The following is a 15924-nucleotide window of genomic DNA, read 5'->3' as shown; positions in this document are numbered from 1 at the left end:
GAGGTCTGGATGCTGGTTGTCAATGTGCTCGCCCTGTTTGCGTTCCTTCTCGCCGCGCTGGGCGCCGACGCGCTGGGCCGCGCGGCGGGCCTGAAGGGCCCCGAAGGCGACGGGACGGGTACCCGCGCCACGCGCGGCGCGGCGCTGCTGACGATCGCGGGGGGCGTGGCCATGGCGGCGGATGTCGCCGGCGCGGCTCTGGTCGGCGCGGCGGTGGCGATGCTGGCGGTGCTGGGCGTCGTGTCGCTGCTGGCGGAGCGCCGCCGAGTCTCCGCCACGCCTCCAGGCCGGGGGTGGACGCTGGTCGCCGGCGTGCTGGGCCTGGCGCTGCTCGCGCTGCTCGCGCTCCCGCCCTCGTTCAACGCGGTGGACGACGGCTACGCCTATGTCGCCTTCATGCGCGAGGTGGCGAACGCGGGCACCAGCCTGGCGCAGCCTTTCAGCGAGCGGCGGCTGTTCACCTATGGCGGCCATTTCCCGCTCGCGGGCCTGCTCGACAGCCTGGCGGGGCCGGAGGCTTTGAGCGCCGTCGACCCCGGGCTCGGGCTGGCGCTGATCGGGCTCCTCGTCGTCGAGCGGGTGCGCGCCGGCCGGACGCCGGCTTTGGCCGGGCTCGCCGTGCTCGCCCTGTTCGCCGGCTTCATCGCGGCCGCCTCGCCGATCAAGAACACCATTCCCATCCTCCTGCCCGCGGCCTTCGCCAGCCTGATGATGCTGCGCCTTGTGGAGACAGCGCCGCCGGGCGGCCGCCGGCTCGGCACGGAGCGCGCGGTCGAGATGGGACTGCTCGCGGGCGCGGCGGCGACATTCCGCGCCACCTCCCTCCCCTTCGCGCTCGCCGTGCTCGGCGCGTGGTGCGCGGTCGAGGCGTGGGGCGAGCTGCGCCGCCGGCGCGCGCCCTGGGCCGCGCTTCTGGCGCCGTTCGCGATGGCGGCGGCGCTCGTGCCCTTTGCACTGGTGCTGCAGGGCGCGAGCGGCACGCCGCTGTTCCCGCTGCTCGGCCCCGGCGTCCACGCCTCGCGCCATGACGGGGCCGCCTTCGTGGCGGGCACGCTGGCCGAAAAGCTCGCCGGCGCCCTCGACTCGCTGGCGACCGATCCGGGCCTGCTGCTCGCGACGCTGGCGGCGCTGGCGGGAGTGGTGGGGCGATGGCGAGAGGGCGACCGGGAAGGCTGCGCGCGGAACGCTCTCGGCTGGTGCGCCGTCGCGGTCGCCGCGCTGGCGATCGCCCAGGCGACCGAAGGCATCGCGCTGCTGCGCTACAGCTTCTCCTTCTCCATCGCTCTGCCGGTCGCCGTCCTGGCGACGGCGCGCTGGCCCCGCGCGCCGTCCTTCGCGATGGCGCGGGCCGGCCGCTCGCCCTTCGTCGCAGCCGCCATGCTGCCGGCGGTGTCGGCCGCGGCCGGCGTATGGGCGGTCGGGCCGCAGGCGCTGCTGGACAGTTTCGACGCGCGGCTGGCTCCGCGCTACGCCGCCGTGCGGCCCAGCCCGGCCGAACTCGCCTCCGCGAGCGCGGTGACGGCGGCGCTGCCGGAAGGCGCGACGCTGGTTGCCTACTGGCCGCGCGCCTACCTGCTTCCCATGGGCCGCAACCGCATCCTCATCGACGACCAGCCGGGCCGCGCCGGGCCGGATCCGTTCTGGCCGCCGGCCGACGATCCGGAGGCGGTGCGCGCCTATCTGCGCGGGGCGGGGGTGGATTTCGTGCTGGCGACGACCGCCGACCCTGACGACGCCTGCGCCCGCCTCGACGACCCCGCCCAATGGTATCGCCGCATGTACGAGGGCGAGTGCGCCTTCCGCCGCTTCGTCGAGAGCCCGGCCATGCGCCCGCGCGTGCGCCTCGCCGACGGCGTCTCGTGGCTCATCGACCTGCGCTGAGAATGGAAACAATCCGGTGCTGAAGCATTGTCGGATGGTGGACGCGGGCGCCGGACGCGCGCCGCGTGCCGACGCGCGCGGCGACGCCGCGGTCAAAGGGGGTGCGATGGCGCGCTGGGACGGTGTGGTGATCGGGGCCGGGTTCTTCGGCTGCCGGGTGGCGCTCGCCTTGCGCCAGCTCGGCCTGCGCCGCGTGCTGCTTGTCGAGCGCGAGCGCGACATCATGCGGCGCGCCTCCTTCGTGAACCAGGCGCGCGTTCACAACGGCTACCACTACCCCCGCTCCTTCCCCACCGCGCAGCGCGCCCGCGAGAACTATCCCCGCTTCTGCGAGGAATACGGCTTCGCCATCGTGCGGGGCATGCGGAAATATTACGCCATCGCCAAGGGGTCCCGGGTGACGGCCGACCAGTTCCAGCGCTTCTGCGACGGCATCGGCGCGCCGTGCCGGCCGGCCTGGTCGCGGCTCGCCCCGCTGTTCGACCCCGACTTCATCGACGACGCCTTCGAGGTCGAGGAAGCCGCCTTCGACGCCAGCCTGATCGCCTCCCGGCTGCGCCGCGACCTCCACGCCGCCGGGGTGACGCTGGCGCTGGAGTGCTCGGCCCATGTCGAGGCCGCCGGCCCGCCGGCCCAGCTGTCGCTGGCGCGCGAGTCCGGCCCGGTCGAATCCGTGCTGGCGGACGCGGTTTTAAACTGCACCTACGCCGCCATCGACGCCGCCGGCTGCGGCGTGTCGACGCCCGTGAAGCGCGAGCTGGCCGAAATGGCGCTGATCGAGCCGCCGCCGGAGCTGGCCCATGCCGGCGTCACGGTGATGGACGGGCCGTTCTTCTCGGTGATGCCGTTCCCGGCCGCGGGCCTGCACACGCTGAGCCACGTCCGCTACACGCCGCAGGCCTCGTGGATCGATCCCGGCCAGGCGATGGACGCGCCCCGGCGCTCCAACGCGACGATGATGCTGCGCGACGCCGCGCGCTACATGCCGGGCCTGGCCCGCTCCCGCCTGCATCGTTCCATATTCGACGTGAAGGCGGTGCTGCGCCGCCACGAGGACGACGACGCCCGCCCGGTGCTCTACGAGGCGCATCCCGACAATCCGCGCCTCGTCTCGATCCTCGGCTCCAAGATCGACAACGTCTACGACGTGATCGAAACCATCCGGACGACGCTATGACGATGATGCCGAGAACGAGCCCCATCGGGGCGTCGGTGAGCGTCGTCGTTCTCGTCGAGTCGACGCCGCCCGACGCCGAGCTGATGCAGCGCCTGGCGGCGATGCTGGAGCGGCGTTTCACCGACGTCGAGTTCATGATCGTGGCCAACGGCGTCTCCGACGACGTGGCGCGCGTCGTGGCGCGCGTGGTCGAGAGCCTGCCGGACTCGACCGCCCTGTTCCTGCCACAGCGCACCGACAGCGACGTGGCCCGGCTCGTCGGCCTGGAGAACGCCGTCAGCGACTTCGCCCTGTTCGCCACGCCGGATGCCGACGAACTGCGCGTGCTCGACAGCTTCCTCGACGAATTCGAGCCCGGCGACGAGGTGGTGATCGGCCAGTGGCGTCGCCGCCCGGGCAGCAAGCGCTTCTACCGCGCCCTGCAGGATGTCTTCTACCGCGTGTACGACCGCCTCAACGGCACAAGGCTGGAGCCGCGCCCCGCGCCGCTGCGGCTGTTCTCGCGCGCCGCCGCCATGCACATCGTCAATCGCTTCGACGGAGAGATGCTGCTGAAGTCCACGGTGCTGCCGGGCGGCTACCCGACGCGCATCGTCGACTGCGACTACGAGGACAAGGGCGAGATCGACCGCACGCTGCGCGAGTCGAGCGCCAAGGCGGTGCGCCTGTTCCTGCAATCCAGCACGGTGCCGCTGCGCGTAGTGACGCTGCTGGCGCTGCTCGCCTGCACGCTGGGCTTCCTCTACTCGCTCTACACGGTGGGCGTCTATCTGTGGCGCAAGGACGTGCAGCCGGGCTGGACGACGCTGTCGCTGCAGATCTCGTTCGTCACGGTCATGCTGTCGCTGATGTTCGGCCTACTATCCGAATACGTCCTGCAAATTCACGGCGCGCTGTCGCCCCGCCGCCGCCACGTCGTGGCGCGGGAGCTGCGCAGCCCGCTGAGCCGCCGTGCGACGCGCCTCAACGTCACCGACGAGCATGGCGCGTACAAGCTCGGCGCGCCCGACCTCGCCCGGAAGGAAGCCTGAATGGCAAGGAGGCCTGAATGGTCCGTCGCGCCCTGATCGGCCACACGGGGTTCGTCGGCTCCAATCTGGACGCCCCGGACCGCTTCGCCGCGCGCTACAACTCCGGCTCGATCCAGGACATCGAGGGCGAGACCTTCGACGAGATCGTCTGCGCCGGCGTGTCCGCCAAGAAGTGGCTCGCCAACAAGCAGCCGGACGAGGACTGGGCGGCCATCGCGGCGCTGATCCGCCGGCTGGAGACTGTCCGCGCGAAACGCTTCGTGCTGATCTCGACCATCGACGTCTATCCGGACCCCTCCGTCCCGGCCGACGAGGACGTCGACCCGAGCGGCGAGGAGAACCACGCCTATGGCCGCCACCGGCTGAAGCTCGAGGAATGGGCGCGCGGCCGCTTCGAGGACTCGCTGGTCGTCCGCCTGCCCGCGCTCTTCGGCCCGAACCTGGCCAAGAACGCGCTGTTCGACCTGATGCACGGCAACATGGTCGAGGCGATCAACCCGGCGGCGGAGTTCCAGTGGTATCCCGTCCGTCGCCTGTGGGAGGACATCGAGGTTGCGCGGGACGCCGGGCTCGGCCTCGTCAACCTGTTCACCGAGCCGGTGTCGATGCGCGCCGTCGTCGACCGCTTCTTCCCCGGCGCTGCGGTCGGCCCGGCGCGCGAACCGGCCCCGCGCTACAGGCTGCGCACGCGCCACGCGCCGCTGTATCATGGCCGCGACGGCTATATGATGGATGCCGCGTCCGTGTTCGACGAAATGGGACGCTTCGTCGGCGAGGGATGACCGGGATGTGAACGCGCCAGTCGACAGAACCGGCGAAAGCGTCGCGCCTCCGACCCCGCGCACGCCGGCGGAGGCCCTGACGGTTCTCGCCCACTATCACCGGGCGGAAATCGCCCGGATGGCGGGTTGGCGCGACCGCATCGACCGCACCACGAACTGGGCCATCACCGTCGTCGCCGCCATGCTGTCGGTGTCGCTGTCGACGCCCACCGCCCATCACGGCGTGCTGCTCTTCGCCATGCTGCTGGTGATGCTGCTGCTCACCATCGAGGCCCGGCGCTACCGCTTCTTCGACGTCTACCGCGCCCGCGTGCGCCGGCTCGAGCGCCACTATTACGCCCAGTGGCTCGCGCCGCGTCCGGACCCCGACCCCGACTGGTCGCACGCGCTGGGCGAAGATCTGCGCCGCCCTTGCTTCCTAATCTCCAAGCGCCAGGCGTTCTCGCGCCGGCTGCGCCGCAACTACGGTTGGCTGTTCCTGATCCTGCTGCTCGCCTGGATCCTGAAGATCACCTCGTCGAAACTGCAGCCGGGCGCGGGCCAGGCGGAGTTCGTGCAGTCGACGCGCGACGTGCTGGAAAACGCCGCGCTGGGGCCGTTCGCGGGCTGGACGGTGATCTCCGCCGTATGCCTGTTCTACGCCGCGCTGCTCGTCGCGGCGCTGTGGCGCTACCGCACGCAGGGCGAGCTCGCCTATGGCGACGTCCATGTCTGAAGGTGGGCGGCCGCGGTCAGTAGCGGTTGCCGTCAGTAGCGGTTACCTTGCGGCCGCGCCTCCGCCATCGCGGCCGGCCCGGTCACGCGCTTCATCAGCCAGTGGTCGACAGGCTGGAGGCCGCGGGCCACCAACGGCAGCCCGAACACGCAGAACGCCAGCGCGGCGACATAGACGACGAGGCCGCGCGCATGGAAGCGCGGGCGATGCGCATCAGGTGTGGAACTCGGATTCAAGACGCCTCCAGCTGGGCCGCCGCACCAGGGGGCCTCACTCGCTTGAACGCCGGAACGGGCGGATCGTTCATGCGCGAACCGCATGGGTCGGGCGACGGCGGCGGGAACCCTCACCGGCCTGAGAGGTTGTCGCGGGCTTGCCGGCCGGGGGGCTTGGGGGACGTCGTGTGGCCGGCGCCAGGGACGGAGCCGACAAAATGATAGAAATGTGGGGCGGCCTGGAATGCACCGTGGTCCGCATCGGCGACACGTTTCGCGACCAGACCGGAGAAACCGGACACGCCGGACGCATCGAAGACCTCGACCTCATCGCCGACCTCGGCATTTCCACCCTCCGGTACCCGGTTCTGTGGGAGACGATCTCGCCCGACGACCCGGCCCGCGCCGACTTCACCTGGCACGACGAGAGGCTGGAACGGCTGAAGGCGCTCGGCGTCCGCGCCATCGCGGGGCTCTGCCACCACGGTTCGGGGCCGCGCTACACCCACCTGCTGGACCCAGACTGGCCGACCTTGCTGGCCGCGCACGCCCTGCGTGTCGCCGAGCGCTACCCGCACCTCGAGCTCTACACGCCCGTCAACGAGCCGCTGACCACGGCGCGCTTCGCTGCCCTCTACGGCCACTGGTACCCGCACGAGCGCTCGTACCGCGCCTTCCTCCGCGCGCTGGTGACGGAGTGCAAGGCGACCGTGCTGGCCATGCGCGCCATCCGCACCGTGCGGCCCGACGCCCGCCTCGTGCAGACGGACGACCTCGGCAAGACCTTCTCGACGCCTTTGCTCGCCTACCAGGCGGCGCACGAGAACTCGCGGCGCTGGCTCACCTTCGACCTGCTTTGCGGCATGGTGGACCGCAACCACGAGTGGTGGCGCATCCTCGTCGACCACGGCATCGGCGAAGAGGAGCTGGAGTTCTTCCTGCCCGGCGACGCCGCCCCCGACATCATCGGCGTCAACCACTACCTCACCAGCGAGCGCTACCTCGACGAGCGCGTCGAGCGCTATCCCGAGAACCTGCGCGGCGGCAACCACACGCACCGCTACGCCGACGCCGAGGCGGTGAGGATGCCCATCCCGCACACCGATCTCGGCCCCGCGGCGCGGCTGCGCGAGGTGTGGGAGCGCTACCGGCGGCCCGTCGCGGTCACGGAGGTCCACCACGGCTGCAGCCGCGACGACCAGCTGCGTTGGCTCGTGGAAGTCTGGAACGCCGCCGAGACCGTCAGGGCCGAGGGGGCGGACATCCGCGCCATCACCGCCTGGTCGATCCTCGGCGCGGTGGACTGGAACTCGCTGCTGACCCGCCGCGACGGCTTCTACGAGCCCGGATTGTTCGACGTTCGCGGGCAGGCGCCGCGCCGCACCGCCCTGGCGCACGCCACCGAGGGTCTCGCCAGGACCGGCAGCTACGACCACCCCGTGCTCGATCGTGCCGGATGGTGGAAGCGCGCCGACCGTTTCTACCGGCGGCCGCGCGACCACCGGAGCGCCTGCCGGCTGGTCGGCTCCCCGCGGCAATTGCTGGTGACGGGCGCGACGGGCACGCTCGGGCGCGCCTTCTCCCGCATCTGCGACGCGCGCGGGCTCGAACACATGCTGACCTCGCGCGCCGAGCTCGACATCGCCGACCGCGCCCGCGTGCGCGCCGCGCTGGCCCGCGCGCGGCCATGGGCCGTCGTCAACACGGCCGGCTTCGTGCGCGTGGCGGAGGCCGAGACCGCGCGCGACGCCTGCTTCCGCGAGAACGTCGACGGCGCGGCCATGCTCGCCGAGGCCTGCGCGGAGCTGGGCATTCCCTACGTGACCTTCTCGTCCGACCTCGTGTTCGACGGCCATAAGGGCGGGGCCTATGTCGAGACCGACCCGGTGAACCCCACGACCGTCTACGGGGCGAGCAAGGCGGAGGCGGAGCGGCGCGTGCTAGCGGCGCACCCCGGCGCGCTGGTGGTGCGCGCCAGCGCCTTCTTCGGCCCATGGGACAGGTACAACTTCGTCTGGGCCGCGCTGAACACGCTCGACCGTCGCCGGCGCTTCGAGGCGGGGGCGGACGTCGTGTCGCCCACCTACGTCCCCGACCTCGTCCACGAGACGTTGAACCTGCTGATCGACGACGCGAGCGGCGTCTGGCACCTCGCGACGCCCGGCTCGCTCTCCTGGGCCGAGCTGGCGCGCCGCGCCGCGCGGCTGGCCGGCCTCGATCCGGACCTCGTCGTCGAAGCCGAGTTGGGCGGCGCCCCCGCGGACACCACGCTGACCAGCGCGCGCGGCGTGCTGATGCCCGGCCTGGATGGCGCGCTGGAGCGCTACATGCGCGAGTGCGAGACGCCGTGGCGCGCGGCGCAGCTGCGGGTGGCCGCGAGCTGACTACCGGTCCCAGGCCGGCGGCGAGGCGGGGTTGATCATCCGCTCATGCCTGTCGAGCGCGCGGACGCGGGCGATCTCCTCCGCTGACAGCACGATGCCGGTCGCGGCGAAATTGGCGGCGAGGTTGTCGCGGCGCGACGAGGCGGGGATGACGATCAGCCCTTCCTGCAGCAGGAAGGCGAGCGCGATCTGTCCCGGCGTCGCGTTGCGCGCGGCGGCGATGTCGCGTAGCACGGGATCGGCGGCGACGCGCCCCTTCGCCAGCGGCATGTAGGCGGTGACCGAGATGCCCGCGCCGTCGCACCAGTCGCGCAGCGTGCGGTTCTGCAGGAAGGGATGCACCTCCACCTGGTTGGTGGCGAGGCGGCCCTTGCCGAGGATCGCCTCGGCCTTTTTCAGCAGCGCGATGGGGAAGTTGGAGACGCCGATCAGCCGCGTCCAGCCGCGCTCCTGCGCCGTGCCGAGATCCTCGATGTAATGCTCGAACGGAACGGCGTCGTTGGGCGAGGGCCAGTGAATCAGCGTGAGGTCGATGCGCTCGGTCGCGAGCCGCTTCAGGCTCTTCTCCACCGACGGCAGGAACGCGCCGCGCGCCAGATTGGTCGTCGCCACCTTGGTGGTGATGAACACCTCCCCGCGCGGCACCCCGCTGCGCCGGATCGCCTCGGCGACGTTCTCCTCCGTGTCGTAGCTCTGCGCCGTGTCGAGATGGCGGTAGCCGATCTCCAGCGCCACGCGGATCGCCTCGCAGCCCTCCGGTCCCAGCCTTTGGTAGGTTCCAAGCCCCATCACGGGGATGCCGTTCCTGGTCGTCATGCGATGCTCCTGGCCCGTGATGCTCATGGCACGGCTCCTCAGACCCGGTCGGCGCGCATGCGGGCCAGCGCCTGCGCCTGCAAACAGTCCGGCGCCATCTGCATCAGCTCGATCCGGTGGCCGTCCGGGTCCTCGATCCAGGCCTGAAGGTTGCCGTCCGCGCCGGTCTTCAGCGGCGCGGTGAGCGCGACGCCGGCGGCGGCGAGCTCGGCGACCGCCGCCTCGATGTCGGACACTTCCAGGCAGAGATGGTTGTAGCCCACCGCCTCCTTGCCCGAGGCGCGCTCGCCCTCGCCATCGGGAAACACCTCCAGGAACTGCGTGTCGGTGATGCGCAGATAGAGCAGCCAGAGCCGCCCGTCGCGGTCGAGCCGCATCATCTCCTTGAAGCCGAGCTGGCCGACATAGAAGGCGAGCGTCCGGTCCACGTCCTTCACGCGAATGGCGACGTGGCCGATGCCCACGACAGATTTCATGATGGGTCTCCGAATTCCTGCCCGGCCGGAGCGCAGGGCGAGCGAGCACGCGCGGTGGGGGAGGTCTCGCGCGCGCGGCCCGCCAAGGTGGCGGCCCGGTGCGACTATACGCGGGCCGAAGCGGCCCGTCCCGACCAGGAGGCGCCGGCGCGCGATGGAACCGAACCGTCGGCCTGGCTTGCCGGCCGACGTCGCGTCCGAGCTATTTCGCCTTGCGGGCCTTCTTCGGCTCGGCCTCGCCGCCCGGCGGCTTGGCGCGTGGCTGGCCGAGGCCGATCGACTTGGCGAGGTCGGAGCGCCGGGCCGCGTAGCCGGGGGCCACCATCGGGTAGTCTTTCGGCAGGCCCCACTTCGTGCGGTATTCGGCAGGCGACATGTCGTGCGCGGTCCGCAAGTGCCGCTTCAGAGACTTGAAGTGCAGGCCGTCGTCCAGGCAGACAATGTAGTCGGGATGCACCGACTTCTTGACCGGCACGGCCGGCTTCAGCTCGGCGGCGGCGGGCTCCTCGGGGCCGTTGCGCAAGCCCGAGAGGGCGCGATGGACGTTGTCGATCAGCCCCGCCAATTCCCCCGACGCGACCGTATTGTTGCTGACATAGGCCGAGACGATCTCGGCGGCGAGTTCGACGATGTGCGACTGGGAATGATTCGAATCGTCCATGGCGGCGCCCTCCCTCCGGGGTGATCACCCCTCAACTTGGAAACTCCGCCCGAAGTTCATCCGATAGTGTGGTTAGAGTAAAAATTTCGCCGCGTTGTTGGACTTCCGCACCGGGAGCAACGGCGATTAAATGTCCCGTCCTCTCCCCGGGAGCGCTCCGTCCGGCGCCGATCCGGCATTGCACGTGCCGGCCTTACCTCCGCCGATCCTTCCCGGCGCGCCCTGTACGGGCCGGCGAGGTTACTTTCGTCCGGAAGCGTGCGCCCGATTGAAATTTTTGCAAGACTTTGGTGTCCAAAATGGACAGCACCTTAAACTTGTATTACGAAAGTGAGGTTCAAGCTTGAGCCTGAGGGGGCCTTGAGGAATGGACCACCAAAACGAAGCATCGCCAAACGTCGTCGAGCTCACCGCCGAGATTATCGCCGCCTATGTCAGCAAGAATTCCGTGGCGTCGGCCGAGCTCGCGGGTCTTGTCACCGAGGTTCACCGCGCGCTCGCCAATATCCAGCACGGCGTCGCGGAGCCGCAGCCAGCGCCCGAACTGAAACCGGCCGTGCCGGTCAAGAAGTCGGTGCATCCCGACTACATCGTCTGCCTCGAGGACGGGCGCTCGTTCCGTTCTTTGAAGCGGCACCTGCGCACCGCCTACAACATGTCTCCGGAAGAATATCGCGCCAAGTGGAGCCTGCCGCCGGACTATCCGATGGTGGCGCCGAACTACTCGGCTGCCCGCTCGGCGCTGGCCCGCACCATGGGCCTGGGCCAGCAGCGCCGCAAAAACGCGCGCGGCAAGCCCGCCAAGAAATCGGCCTGACACGGCGAAGACGTCGATTGCGGCCCGGCGGGTTTGGAAGCCCTCGCCGGGCCTCTTTTTTGCGCCGCCCCGCCGCCGGGAGCCGCTGCGGACGCAACGCCTGCTTGTGCTACGACAAAGACCGGCTCGTCCTTTCGCAATATTCTGCCTCTTCAAAATGGAGGCGAGCATGCCCCTCATCACATCCCACTGCCTGGTCGACGACGTCATGCGGCGGCAGCCCGCGACGATCGCCGTCTTCCTGAAATACAAGTTCATGTGCGTCGGCTGCCCGATCGCCTGCTTCCACACGGTCGAGGACGCCTGCCGCGAGCACAAGACCGAGCTGCCGGTGTTCCTGGCGGCGCTGCGGGCCGTCGCCGCCGAGGTGCAGCCCGCCTGAGGCGAGTCTCGCCGGGCGCTACTTGCGCTCGGCGAGCATGAACAGGCGGTGGGGATCGCGCACCACGATGCGCTGCCGGCCGCCCTCGACCAAACCCTGGTCCTCCCAGGCGCTGAGGATGCGGCTGACGGTGTGCAGCGTCGTGCCGGTCATCTCCGCGACGTCCTGCCGGCTGATCGGGAAGTCGATCTGGATCCCCGTCTCGACCTTGCGGCCGGATTGCTTGACGAGCCGCAGCAGCGCGTGCGCGACGCGCCGCTCCACCTCCTCCGTCGACATCTCCACCACGCGCGTGTGCGCGTCGGCGAGGCGGCTGCCGACCGTGTGCAGCGCCGCGCCGGCGAGCCCGGGCGCGCGGGCCAGCAGCGTCGGCCACGCCGAGGACGGCCACACCAGCGCGACGCTGTCGACCACGGCGAGAGCCGAGGCCGGATAGCTGGCGCGGCCCATCTGCACCGCGATGCCGAACAGCTCGCCCGGCGAGACGTAGCGCACCACCACCTGCTGGCCGGAGGGCGTCAGCTTCACCACCTGCAGGCTGCCGTGCAGCAGCACGAAGAACGAGGTCGCCTCCGTGTCCTGCTCGAACACGGCCGCGCCCTTGGGGTAGCGCACGGAACGCGCCTCGTGGATCACCTCGTCCTGCTCGGCGGGCGAAAGCGGCGAGAAGATCGCCAGGTTGGCGATGAGGGAGCGGTCGAGCGGAGACACGTGTCGCGCCTTTCCTTGTGCGCCGGGGGAGCGGACGGACGCGCGGGTCCGTCGTCCGCAGCTATGCGTGACGGGGCACGGAGGTCAAGTCGCGCCCAGCGCCGCCGCGCTGCGAAGGAACGCGCGCGTGAGCCGTTTCGGTCCGAAGCCGGGGTCGCGATTGACGGATGTGGAATCTGTTTGCAGTGCGACAAAGAGCGGTGGCGGGGTCGGGACTAAACACTCCTCATCAACCGATGGAGATGACGATGTTCACCGAACGCAACGCCAGCCGCCCCCTCGCCGCGACCGTCGCGATGACGGCGCTGGTCGCCGCCGCCGCCTGGATGGCCGCCCCGCTCGCCGCCTTGGCGCATGACGGGCACGACCACGGCAAGCCGATCGTTCTGGCGGCCGCGCCGGCCACGCAGCCGGCCCCGGCCCAGGTTCCCGCCGGCCCGGTGAGCATCGTCCGCGACCCGACCGACCTGCCCGGCCCGATCACCGCAGTCGGCCCCCGCCGCGTGAAGGTGGACCTCGAGACCACCGAAGTCGAAGGCAAGCTCGCCGACGGCGCGACCTACAAGTACTGGACGTTCAACAGCAAGGTCCCGGGCCCGTTCGTCCGCGTAAGGGTCGGCGACACGGTCGAGGTGGCGCTGCGCAACGCCGACGACAGCATCATGCAGCACAATGTCGACTTCCACGCCGTGACCGGCCCCGGCGGCGGCGCGCGGGCGACCGAAGCGGCCCCCGGCGAGAGCCGCGGCTTCGAATTCAAGGCCATGAACCCCGGCCTGTACGTCTATCACTGCGCCACGCCGATGGTCTCCCAGCACATCGCCAACGGCATGTACGGGCTGATCCTGGTGGAGCCGGAAGGCGGCCTGCCGAAGGTCGACCACGAGTTCTACGTGATGCAGGGCGAGATCTACACCGAGGAGAAGATCGGCGCGAAGGGCCAGCTCTCCGAGAGCTATGACAAGCTGGTCAACGAGCGGCCCGAGTTCTTCGTCTTCAACGGCGCGGTGGGCGCGCTGTCGAAGGAGAAGCCCCTGAGCGCCAAGGTCGGCGAGACGGTGCGCATCTTCTTCGGGGTCGGCGGCCCGAACTACACCTCGTCCTTCCACGTCATCGGCGAGATCTTCGACAAGGTGTACCCGATGGGTTCGATGACGAGCGGCGTCACCAAGGACGTGCAGACCATCACCGTGCCCCCGGGCGGCGCCTCCGCCGTGGAGTTCAAGCTCGAAGTGCCCGGCAACTACGTCCTGGTCGACCACGCGCTGAGCCGCATGGAGAAGGGCCTGGTCGGCATTCTCAAGGTTGACGGACCGAACAACCCCGACGTGTTCCTCGACCACAACCCCGCCAAGTCCGCCATGTCCACCGGCGGCCACTGAGCCCTCGACGCGCGGACCCGCCCGGTTCCCCCCGGGCGGGTTTCGCGTCGGCGACGTCGCCGGCCCCCGCTGCGACCGGGCGGTCGGCGTCCCTGAGCGCGCCCGCGCCCCACCCATGCCGCGCCCCCATCCCCGGGCGCGGCATGTCCGTTTCGGAACCGGCCGTCCGCCGGCGCGCCTTTCGCCACCGCCCTATGGAGCCCGGCATGTCCGCCCGCAGTTCGTCCCCCGCCCGCCGCTCCGCCGGTCCTGACGCCCCCGGCGCGGCCGGCGCGGCCGGACGCCTTCGCGCCGTGCTGAGCCACGCCGGGCTCGACTGCGAATGCCGCGAGCGGCTGGACGCGGCCTTGCGCCGCTTCGCCACGCAGGAGACGCGCCGCGCCGCCCGCCGCGCCCTCGCCGAAGCCCGCGCCCGCCGCGAGGACGCCGCCGCCATCCTCGCTTTGCTCGACGAACTCGATCACCTCACCAGCGAGGAGACCGACCGCAGCGTCTTCCTCGAACTCTCTTTGCTCTTCCACGACCTCGCCCAAGCCGCCACCGCCGGCGCCGACGCCCTGGCGGAGCTGGCGCGGGAGGAGTAAGGGAAGCGGAATCGGGCGTCGACGCGGGCGGGGTCGGCGCGGCGGCGGGCCCGCGGGTTGGGCCTCCACATTGTCTCGCGCCGCGCCAGCCGGTATGACACGGCGCGCCGCCCCGCGGCGTCCCAACCCGGAAGGCCCATGCAGCCCATCAAGCCGCGTCGCCCGGACCTGCCCGTCCTGAGGCGGCTCGTTTCGGAGAACTTCCGCCGCTTCGCGCCGCAATACGCCGTGGCGCTGGCGCTGATGGCCATCGTCGCCGTCACCACTGGCATCAGCGCCTGGCTGATGAAGGATCTGATCAACAAGGTCTTCGTCGACCGTGACCCCTGGTACATGTGGGTCATCTGCGGCGCCGTGGTGGCCCTCTACACGCTGAAAGGCGCGGCCTCCTACGGGCAGGAAGTGCTGCTGGCGCGCGTCGGCAACAACATCGTCGCCACCATGCAGCGGCGCATCTTCGACACCATGCTGCGGCAGGACCTCGCCTTTTTCCAGCGGCACGCCTCCTCCGAGCTGATCACCCGCCTCACCCAGAACGCCCAGGCGGCCAGCGTCACGCTCAACCTGGTGGCGACCTCGCTCGGGCGCGACCTGTTCACGCTGGCGAGCCTGCTGGCCGTCATGCTCTCGCAGGACGCGCTGCTCACCGCCATCGCGCTGATCGGCATGCCGGTTCTGTTCCTGGCGCTGTCGCGGCTGCTCAAGCTGGTGCGCAAGCTGTTCTCGCGCGAGGTCGCCTCGCTGGCCTCCATCGTCGCCACCATGCAGGAGACGGTGCACGGCATCCGCGTCATCAAGGCATTCCGCCTCGAGGACACGATGCGCGCGCGCATGGAAGACTCGGTGTCCAGCGTCGAACGCCTCGCCAACCGCATGGCGCGCGTGCAGGCGGGCACCGTGCCGCTCATCGACACGCTGGGCGGCGTCGCCGTCGCCAGCGTCATCTTCTACGGCGGCTGGCGCGTCATCTACACCGGCGCGACGCCGGGCGAGTTCTTCGCCTTCATCACCGCCCTGCTGATGGCGACCGATCCCGCCCGCCGTCTGGCGCGCCTCAATCTCACGCTCGCCGCCGCCTCGGTGGGCGTGCGCATGCTCTACGAGATGATCGACAGCCGCCCCGTCGTGGTCGACCCGCCGGACGCCGCGCCGCTCGCCGTGGCCGGCGGCGAGGTGCGCTTCCACGGCGTGAGCTTCGGCTACGATCCCGCCGCGCCGGTGCTGCACGATGTCGACCTCGTCGCGGAGGCCGGCCGCACCACGGCCCTGGTGGGCCTGTCGGGCAGCGGCAAGAGCACCGTCTTCAACCTCGTGCTGCGGTTCTGGACGCCGCAGGCCGGCCGCGTCGACATCGACGGCGTCGACCTCGCCGGCGTCACCGCGGCGAGCCTGTACGACCAGGTCGCGCTGGTGAGCCAGGACGTCTTCCTGTTCGACGGCACCATCGCCGAGAACATCCTGCGCGGCCGCCCCGGCGCCAGCGAGGCGGAGATGATCGAGGCCGCGCGCGCCGCCTCGGCGCACGACTTCATCACGCGCCTGCCGAACGGCTACGAGACGCGGGTCGGCGAGTTCGGCGGCCAGCTCTCGGGCGGGCAGCGGCAGCGCGTCTCCATCGCCCGCGCCTTCCTCAAGAACGCGCCGATCCTGCTGCTCGACGAGCCGACCTCGGCGCTGGACGCGGAGTCCGACGCGGCCATCCAGAAGGCGCTGCAGGTGCTGATGAAGAACCGCACGACGTTGATCATCGCGCATCGGCTCGCCACGGTGGCGGCCGCGGACCGCATCTACGTGCTGGACCACGGCCGCGTCGCCGAACAGGGCGCGCACGCCGAGCTGCTGCGGCGCGACGGGCTCTACGCGCGGCTCTACCAGCTGCAGTTCGGCTCCGCCGCGTGAGCGGCGCGCCG

General features: G+C 70.8%; 16 protein-coding genes. 11 read left to right on the top strand and 5 right to left on the bottom strand.

What is annotated here, in order from left to right:
* Positions 1-9: 9 nt before the first annotated feature.
* From NK718_RS00310 to NK718_RS00290, 5 genes are all read left to right on the top strand, one after another.
* Positions 10-1881, top strand: a complete 1872-nt coding sequence (locus NK718_RS00310; RefSeq protein ID WP_254737367.1) for a hypothetical protein — start codon at positions 10-12, stop codon at positions 1879-1881.
* Positions 1882-1987: 106 nt separating this feature from the next.
* Positions 1988-3058, top strand: coding sequence for an NAD(P)/FAD-dependent oxidoreductase (locus NK718_RS00305; RefSeq protein ID WP_254737355.1), 1071 nt, complete (start codon positions 1988-1990; stop codon positions 3056-3058).
* Positions 3059-3093: 35 nt separating this feature from the next.
* A complete protein-coding gene (locus NK718_RS00300) occupies positions 3094-4089 on the top strand; it encodes a glycosyltransferase family protein (RefSeq protein ID WP_254737353.1) in 996 nt (331 codons plus the stop codon).
* 17 nt (positions 4090-4106) lie between these two features.
* Positions 4107-4871, top strand: a complete 765-nt coding sequence (locus tag NK718_RS00295; protein ID WP_254737351.1) for an NAD-dependent epimerase/dehydratase family protein — start codon at positions 4107-4109, stop codon at positions 4869-4871.
* Positions 4872-4878: 7 nt separating this feature from the next.
* Positions 4879-5586 carry a DUF2270 domain-containing protein gene (locus tag NK718_RS00290; protein WP_254737349.1) on the top strand — a complete coding sequence of 236 codons (708 nt, stop codon included), beginning with the start codon at positions 4879-4881 and terminating at the stop codon, positions 5584-5586.
* 32 nt (positions 5587-5618) lie between these two features.
* On the opposite strand, the gene NK718_RS00285 is transcribed toward NK718_RS00290, so the two are convergent.
* The gene (locus NK718_RS00285) at positions 5619-5822 is read right to left on the bottom strand and encodes a hypothetical protein (protein ID WP_254737347.1); all 204 of its coding nucleotides are present in this window, start codon (positions 5820-5822) and stop codon (positions 5619-5621) included.
* 197 nt (positions 5823-6019) lie between these two features.
* Between NK718_RS00285 and NK718_RS00280 the strand changes: the two genes are divergently transcribed.
* The gene (locus tag NK718_RS00280) at positions 6020-8185 is read left to right on the top strand and encodes a family 1 glycosylhydrolase (RefSeq protein WP_254737345.1); all 2166 of its coding nucleotides are present in this window, start codon (positions 6020-6022) and stop codon (positions 8183-8185) included.
* Here NK718_RS00280 and NK718_RS00275 read toward each other — a convergent pair whose 3' ends face one another.
* The 3 genes from NK718_RS00275 to NK718_RS00265 form a co-directional block, all read right to left on the bottom strand.
* Positions 8186-9028 carry an aldo/keto reductase gene (locus NK718_RS00275; RefSeq protein ID WP_254737343.1) on the bottom strand — a complete coding sequence of 281 codons (843 nt, stop codon included), beginning with the start codon at positions 9026-9028 and terminating at the stop codon, positions 8186-8188. It lies immediately after the preceding gene.
* An 11-nt stretch (positions 9029-9039) separates the two neighbouring features.
* On the bottom strand, positions 9040-9477 hold the full coding sequence (locus NK718_RS00270) for a VOC family protein (RefSeq protein WP_254737341.1): 438 nt from the start codon (positions 9475-9477) through the stop codon (positions 9040-9042).
* Positions 9478-9679: 202 nt separating this feature from the next.
* Positions 9680-10138 carry a Ros/MucR family transcriptional regulator gene (locus tag NK718_RS00265; protein ID WP_254737339.1) on the bottom strand — a complete coding sequence of 153 codons (459 nt, stop codon included), beginning with the start codon at positions 10136-10138 and terminating at the stop codon, positions 9680-9682.
* A gap of 367 nt (positions 10139-10505) precedes the next feature.
* Here NK718_RS00265 and NK718_RS00260 point away from each other — a divergent pair, with 367 nt between their 5' ends.
* Both NK718_RS00260 and NK718_RS00255 read left to right on the top strand, forming a co-directional pair.
* Entirely contained in the window at positions 10506-10955 is a 450-nt protein-coding gene (locus NK718_RS00260; protein WP_254737337.1) for a Ros/MucR family transcriptional regulator, read from the top strand.
* Between the two features lie 169 nt (positions 10956-11124).
* Positions 11125-11337, top strand: coding sequence for a DUF1858 domain-containing protein (locus NK718_RS00255; protein ID WP_254737335.1), 213 nt, complete (start codon positions 11125-11127; stop codon positions 11335-11337).
* A gap of 18 nt (positions 11338-11355) precedes the next feature.
* Here the strand turns inward: NK718_RS00255 and NK718_RS00250 are convergent, their stop codons facing one another.
* Positions 11356-12048, bottom strand: coding sequence for a Crp/Fnr family transcriptional regulator (locus NK718_RS00250; protein WP_254737333.1), 693 nt, complete (start codon positions 12046-12048; stop codon positions 11356-11358).
* A 248-nt stretch (positions 12049-12296) separates the two neighbouring features.
* Between NK718_RS00250 and nirK the strand changes: the two genes are divergently transcribed.
* From nirK to NK718_RS00235, 3 genes are all read left to right on the top strand, one after another.
* Entirely contained in the window at positions 12297-13430 is a 1134-nt protein-coding gene (gene nirK / locus NK718_RS00245; protein WP_254737331.1) for a copper-containing nitrite reductase, read from the top strand.
* Positions 13431-13636: 206 nt separating this feature from the next.
* Positions 13637-14014: a hypothetical protein gene (locus NK718_RS00240; RefSeq protein ID WP_254737329.1), complete on the top strand. Its 378-nt coding sequence runs from the start codon at positions 13637-13639 to the stop codon at positions 14012-14014.
* 138 nt (positions 14015-14152) lie between these two features.
* Positions 14153-15913, top strand: coding sequence for an ABC transporter ATP-binding protein (locus NK718_RS00235; protein ID WP_254737327.1), 1761 nt, complete (start codon positions 14153-14155; stop codon positions 15911-15913).
* Positions 15914-15924 lie beyond the last annotated feature (11 nt).

The sequence above is a fragment of the Alsobacter ponti genome (assembly GCF_024294805.1).
Lineage (GTDB): Bacteria > Pseudomonadota > Alphaproteobacteria > Rhizobiales > Beijerinckiaceae > Alsobacter > Alsobacter ponti.
This window is presented reverse-complemented; position numbering and strand designations above follow the sequence as displayed.

What these genes read in the sequence shown, in the direction of transcription:
- nirK (WP_254737331.1), top strand. Translation starts at nt 12,297, where the DNA reads ATGTTCACCGAACGCAACGCCAGCCGCCCCCTCGCCGCGACCGTCGCG.
- NK718_RS00310 (WP_254737367.1), top strand. Translation starts at nt 10, where the DNA reads ATGCTGGTTGTCAATGTGCTCGCCCTGTTTGCGTTCCTTCTCGCCGCG.
- NK718_RS00295 (WP_254737351.1), top strand. Translation starts at nt 4,107, where the DNA reads ATGGTCCGTCGCGCCCTGATCGGCCACACGGGGTTCGTCGGCTCCAAT.
- NK718_RS00305 (WP_254737355.1), top strand. Translation starts at nt 1,988, where the DNA reads ATGGCGCGCTGGGACGGTGTGGTGATCGGGGCCGGGTTCTTCGGCTGC.
- NK718_RS00280 (WP_254737345.1), top strand. Translation starts at nt 6,020, where the DNA reads ATGATAGAAATGTGGGGCGGCCTGGAATGCACCGTGGTCCGCATCGGC.
- NK718_RS00255 (WP_254737335.1), top strand. Translation starts at nt 11,125, where the DNA reads ATGCCCCTCATCACATCCCACTGCCTGGTCGACGACGTCATGCGGCGG.
- NK718_RS00260 (WP_254737337.1), top strand. Translation starts at nt 10,506, where the DNA reads ATGGACCACCAAAACGAAGCATCGCCAAACGTCGTCGAGCTCACCGCC.
- NK718_RS00265 (WP_254737339.1), bottom strand. Translation starts at nt 10,138, where the DNA reads ATGGACGATTCGAATCATTCCCAGTCGCACATCGTCGAACTCGCCGCC.
- NK718_RS00275 (WP_254737343.1), bottom strand. Translation starts at nt 9,028, where the DNA reads ATGAGCATCACGGGCCAGGAGCATCGCATGACGACCAGGAACGGCATC.
- NK718_RS00240 (WP_254737329.1), top strand. Translation starts at nt 13,637, where the DNA reads ATGTCCGCCCGCAGTTCGTCCCCCGCCCGCCGCTCCGCCGGTCCTGAC.
- NK718_RS00235 (WP_254737327.1), top strand. Translation starts at nt 14,153, where the DNA reads ATGCAGCCCATCAAGCCGCGTCGCCCGGACCTGCCCGTCCTGAGGCGG.
- NK718_RS00270 (WP_254737341.1), bottom strand. Translation starts at nt 9,477, where the DNA reads ATGAAATCTGTCGTGGGCATCGGCCACGTCGCCATTCGCGTGAAGGAC.